Raw genomic sequence first — 1,105 nt, 5'->3', positions numbered from 1 at the left:
GACGAGTACCATCTCGGATCGCAAGACAAGCTCACCATCCGTATCGCGGAGTGGCAGACCGTCGAAGGCACGTTCCGCGACTGGTCGGCGGTGAATGGCGTATACACGGTCGGGCCGGCCGGAATGCTGTCGGTGCCTTTCGTCGGCGAGCTGCCGGCATCCGGAAAGACAACGGCCGAAGTCGCGGCGGCGATCGGCGAGGCGCTGCAGCACAAGCTCGCTTTGTCGGACCGGCCCGAGGCATCGGTCGAAATGGCGCAGTTCCGGCCGTTCTATATTTCGGGTGAGGTGCAGAACCCCGGCCAATTCCCCTATGTGCCCGATCTTACGGTGCTGAAGGCGGTCAGCATCGCCGGCGGCATCCGGCGAAGCGCCGACTACGGCCCGCAGCTCGGCAAGGACCTGGTCACCGCCAAAGGCAATTTCGACATATATGACGATCAGCGCGTTCGACTGATCGTCAAGCGCGCGCGCATCGATGCCGACCTTGCGGGCAAGTCGAGCTTCGACGTGCCGAAGGAGGTCGAGGGCGATCCTAGACTGCAGGCCATCGTCGCGGACGAGATGACGATCCTCACGGCTGACCAGAAGGCGCTGAAGCTGAAGCTCGAGGCGCTCAGCGATCTGAAAGGAGTTCTGCAGGCCGAGATCGAATCGCTGCAGAAGAAGATCGTCAACCAGCAGAAGCAGGTCGACCTGGCGCAGCAGCAACTCACCAGCATCGGTCCGCTGGCCCAGAAAGGTCTGGTCGCCAACGCAAGACTGCTGGATTCGCAGCAGTCCGTCACCGACCTTCAGGGCAAGATCCTGGACTACGAAACGGCCATCCTCACCGCCAAGCAAGCGATCAGCAAGGCAACGCAGGATGCCATCGATGCCCAGAACACGCTGAGCTCGAGCCTCGCCGCCGACCGGCAGCAGACCGAAGCCGACCTGAACGAGGCCGCGCTGAGGGTCAACATGCAGAAAGGATTGATGGCCCAGGCCACCGATCCTGCCACCGTGGCCGCCAGCGCAACCAACGAAGAGCCCACCCTGATCTATTCACTGCTGCGCGCTGCCGACGGCAAGACGAGCGAGATTGCGGTCAAGGAAGACACGCCGG

Annotated in this window: 1 protein-coding gene; it reads left to right on the top strand. The window is 62.9% G+C overall.

The window, feature by feature from the left end:
* The coding region (locus FJ980_RS33520; RefSeq protein ID WP_140547655.1) for a polysaccharide biosynthesis/export family protein at positions 1-1,105 on the top strand (1,105 nt) is incomplete at both ends.

This window comes from Mesorhizobium sp. B1-1-5 (assembly GCF_006443065.1).
GTDB lineage: Bacteria > Pseudomonadota > Alphaproteobacteria > Rhizobiales > Rhizobiaceae > Mesorhizobium.
This window is presented reverse-complemented; position numbering and strand designations above follow the sequence as displayed.